Source organism: Nocardiopsis sp. TNDT3 (assembly GCF_003427465.1).
Lineage (GTDB): Bacteria > Actinomycetota > Actinomycetes > Streptosporangiales > Streptosporangiaceae > Nocardiopsis > Nocardiopsis dassonvillei.
Genome location: NZ_QPFC01000790.1, coordinates 1 through 4,204, shown reverse-complemented (window position 1 = coordinate 4,204; position 4,204 = coordinate 1). Strand labels below are relative to the sequence as shown.

Here is a 4,204-nt window from a genome sequence, read left to right as displayed (position 1 = left end):
CAACCCCCCTGCCGCCCGTCAACGGACACGGCGCGGCGCCTGCCTCGCGACCGCACTCGCCACGGGCGCCGCGCTCGCCGCCGTGGCGACCGGCCCCGCCTCCGCCGCCGCCGGCTGCGAGGTCGCCTACACCGTCCAGAACCAGTGGAACGACGGGTTCACCGCCGCCGTGTCCGTCACCAACCTCGGTGATCCCGTCGACGGCTGGACCCTGGAGTGGGACTTCACCGCGGGCGAGCGCGTCACCAGCGGCTGGAACGGCGAGTTCTCCGGCTCGGGGAACCGTGTCAGCGTGGCCGACACCGGGTGGAACGCCGCCATCGCCACCGGAGCCTCGGTCAGCTTCGGCTTCAACGGCTCCCACGGCGGCACCCCGGAAGTCCCCGACTCCTTCACGCTCAACGGCACCGTCTGCACCGGCGGCACCGAGGAACCGCCCGGTGAGGAGCCGCCCGACCCCGAGGACCCGCCCACCACCGGAGAGGGGCGCCAGGTCGAGGAGCTGGACCGCGGTCTGGTGAGCGTGCAGGGCTCGCAGGGCAACCTGGTGAGCTGGCGGCTGCTGGCCACCGACCCCGAGGACGTCGCCTTCAACGTCTACCGGGGCTCCACACGCCTGAACTCACAGCCCCTCACCGGAGCCACCTCCTACCTGGACGGCGGAGCCTCCGCCGACGCCCGCTACACGGTCCGCCCCGTGATCGACGGCCAGGAGGCGGAGGCCTCGGGGGCCTCACTGGCGCTGCGCGCCGGCTACCTGGACGTGCCCCTGGACGTCCCGTCCGGCGGCAGCGGCTACACCTACGACGCCAACGACGCCAGCGTGGGCGACCTCGACGGCGACGGCGAGTACGAGATCGTCCTGAAGTGGGAGCCCACCAACGCCAGGGACAACTCCCAGTCGGGCCGCACCGGCCCCGTACTGCTCGACGCCTACGAACTCAGCGGTGAGCGGCTCTGGCGCATCGACCTGGGACGCAACATCCGCGCCGGTGCGCACTACACCCAGTTCCAGGTCTACGACTTCGACGGAGACGGGCGGGCCGAGGTGGCCGTGAAGACGGCGGACGGCACCGTGGACGGCACCGGCGGGGTCATCGGCGACGCCGGGGCCGACCACCGCAACGGCGACGGCTACGTCCTGAGCGGGCCGGAGTTCCTCACCATGTTCGACGGCCGCAGCGGGGCCGAACTGGACTCGGTGGACTACGTTCCCGGGCGCGGTGACGTCTGCGACTGGGGCGACTGCTACGGCAACCGGGTGGACCGGTTCCTGGCGGGCGTCGCCTACCTGGACGGCCAGCGGCCCAGCCTGGTCATGGCGCGCGGCTACTACACGCGCTCGGTGATCGCGGCCTGGGACTGGCGCGACGGGCGCTTCACCCGGCGCTGGACCTTCGACAGCGACGAGGCCGGGTCGCGGTGGGCCGGTCAGGGCAACCACCAGTTGAGCATCGCCGACGCCGACGGTGACGGCCGCGACGAGGTCATGTACGGGTCGATGGCCGTGGACGACGACGGAAGCGGGATGTGGGCCACCGGCCACGGCCACGGGGACGCCATGCACGTGGGCGACCTGCTGCCCGACCGCTCCGGCCTGGAGGTCTTCACCATCACCGAGCGCACGGGAGGCGCGGCGGGCGCCTACGTGGCCGACGCCGACACCGGCGGGGTGGTCTGGCGCAGGCCGACCGCCAGCGGTGAGGAGGGGCCGGGCCGGGGCGTGGCCGCGGACGTGTGGCCGGGCAACCCCGGCGCGGAGTTCTGGGTCACGGGCGGCGGTATCAGCGGCATGTACGACGCCGGGGGGAACCGCCTGGGCGTTCGCGCCCCCTCGTCGGCGAACTTCGTGGCCTGGTGGGACGGCGACCCGCTGCGGGAACTGCTGGACGGCACCCGTATCGACGAGTACGGGACCGGTGGCGACACCCGGCTGCTGACCGGCTCCGGGGTCGCCTCCAACAACGGCACCAAGTCCACACCGGCGCTGAGCGGGGACATCCTCGGTGACTGGCGTGAGGAGGTCGCCTGGCGCACCGCGGACAACCGGGCGCTGCGGATCTACTCCACGCCGCTGCCCACCGATCTGCGGATGCCGACGCTGATGCACGACACCCAGTACCGGGTGGCCGTCGCCTGGCAGAACACCGCCTACAACCAGCCGCCGCACCCGAGCTTCTTCATCGGGGACGGCATGGAGCCCGCTCCCCGGCCGGAGGTGTACACGCCCTGATTCCCGGGCGGTGCGGGGCCTGGGCGGTCGTGCGGGTGTGCCCGTGCGACCGCTCCGCGCCCGGCGGAGTCCCCTCGGACAAGGGGCCGTCAGAGAAGGGGTCTGTCCGGCAAGGGGGCCGTCAGGGAACCAGCCGTCGGAGAACGGGCCCTCCTCCCGGTCGTGTCCTTCTCCGGGAGGAGGGCCCGTGGTTCTCCGTGCGGTCGCCGTGGGTCTCACAGGTATCTGCGGGGGAGGCCGCACGCCTGGAGCCGTGAAGGGCACAGCCCTCTGAACCCCTGACCCCTTCGAAGCGTCCCTGAAGCACCCCCGGGACGCGCCGAGCCCCCTCCCCGGACACCCGGGAAGGGGGCTCGCGCAGGCCCACAGGGCCACCCGGCTCTACAGGGTCGGCAGGTACCTGTGCAGCTCGTACGGCGTCACCTGGCGGCGGTAGTCGTGCCACTCCGCCTTCTTGTTGCGCAGGAAGAAGTCGAAGACGTGCTCGCCCAGGGTCTCGGCCACCAACTCACTGTTCTCCATGATCCGCAGCGCCTCGTCCAGGCTCTGCGGCAGCGGCCGGATGCCCAGCGCCCGGCGCTCGGAGTCGGTCAGCGCCCAGACGTCGTCCTCCGCGCCCGGAGGAAGCTCGTAGCCCTCCTCGATGCCCTTCAGGCCCGCGGCCAGGATCACCGCGTAGGCCAGGTACGGGTTGCAGGCCGTGTCCAGCGAGCGGATCTCGATCCGGCTGGAGTTGGACTTGCCCGGCTTGTACATGGGCACTCTCACCAGCGCCGAGCGGTTGTTGTGGCCCCAGCAGATGTAGGCCGGCGCCTCGCCGCCCATGCCCGCCGAGGCGGCCGGATCGTCCCACAGGCGCTTGTAGGAGTTCACCCACTGGTTCGTGACGGCCGTGATCTCGTCGGCGTGCCGCAGCAGGCCCGCTATGAACCCGCGCCCGACCTTGGACAGCTGGAAGTCCGCACCCGGCTCGTAGAAGGCGTTGCGGTCGCCCTCGAACAGCGACAGGTGCGTGTGCATGCCCGAGCCCGGGTACTGCGTGAACGGCTTGGGCATGAAGGTGGCGTACACGCCCTGCTCCATCGCCACCTCCTTCATCACGAGCCGGAAGGTCATGATGTTGTCGGCGGTGGTCAGCGCGTCGGCGTAGCGCAGGTCGATCTCCTGCTGCCCCGGCCCGCCCTCGTGGTGGCTGAACTCCACGGAGATGCCCATGGCCTCCAGCATGTTGATGGCGTTGCGCCGGAAGTCGTGCGCGCTGTTGTGCGGCGTGTGGTCGAAGTAGCCGCCGGAGTCGTTGGGCTCGGGCAGCTCACCCAGTTCGGGCATCTTCTTGAGCAGGTAGAACTCGATCTCGGGGTGCGTGTAGAACGTGAACCCCAGGTCGGAGGCCTTGCCCAGCGTGCGCTTGAGCACGTGGCGCGGGTCGGCCGAGGACGGCGAGCCGTCGGGCATGAGGATGTCGCAGTACATGCGCGCCGTGCCGTGCGGCTCGTTGCGCCAGGGCAGCACCTGGAAGGTGGAGGGGTCGGGCTGGGCCAGCATGTCGGCCTCGTAGACGCGGGCGAACCCCTCGATGGCCGAGCCGTCGAAACCGATGCCCTCGGAGAAGGCCGCCTCCAGTTCGGCGGGGGCGACCGCCACGGACTTGAGGTACCCGAGCACGTCGGTGAACCACAGCCTCACGAACCGGATGTCGCGCTCCTCCAACGTGCGGAGCACGAATTCCTGCTGTCGATTCACGATCAACCTTCCTCGATGCGGTCGGTGTCCGGGCCCTCCCGGCGTACGGCGGGGCCGGTTCGGACACGGCCTCCCAGGTCCAGTGTGCCGTGCGGATATTTCCGGGGTATTTCCGCACCCGCCGAGCAGCCTGCCCGGTCCGTCACCCGCACACGCATTATGGCCCGTGAGCGGGCGTTTCCGGTCATCCTCCCGCCGTCGGCGGCGGGCCCCGCCCGGGGCCCGCCG

The 4,204-nt window shown here is 71.3% G+C and carries 2 protein-coding genes; one reads left to right on the top strand and one right to left on the bottom strand.

Annotated elements, in window-relative coordinates:
- Positions 1–2,233 (top strand): cellulose binding domain-containing protein (locus DQW06_RS19360; protein ID WP_304598532.1); only part of this gene is annotated, 2,233 nt, incomplete at its 5' end.
- Between the two features lie 381 nt (positions 2,234–2,614).
- Here the strand turns inward: DQW06_RS19360 and DQW06_RS19355 are convergent.
- Positions 2,615–3,976: a glutamine synthetase family protein gene (locus tag DQW06_RS19355; protein WP_013151975.1), complete on the bottom strand. Its 1,362-nt coding sequence runs from the start codon at positions 3,974–3,976 to the stop codon at positions 2,615–2,617.
- Positions 3,977–4,204 lie beyond the last annotated feature (228 nt).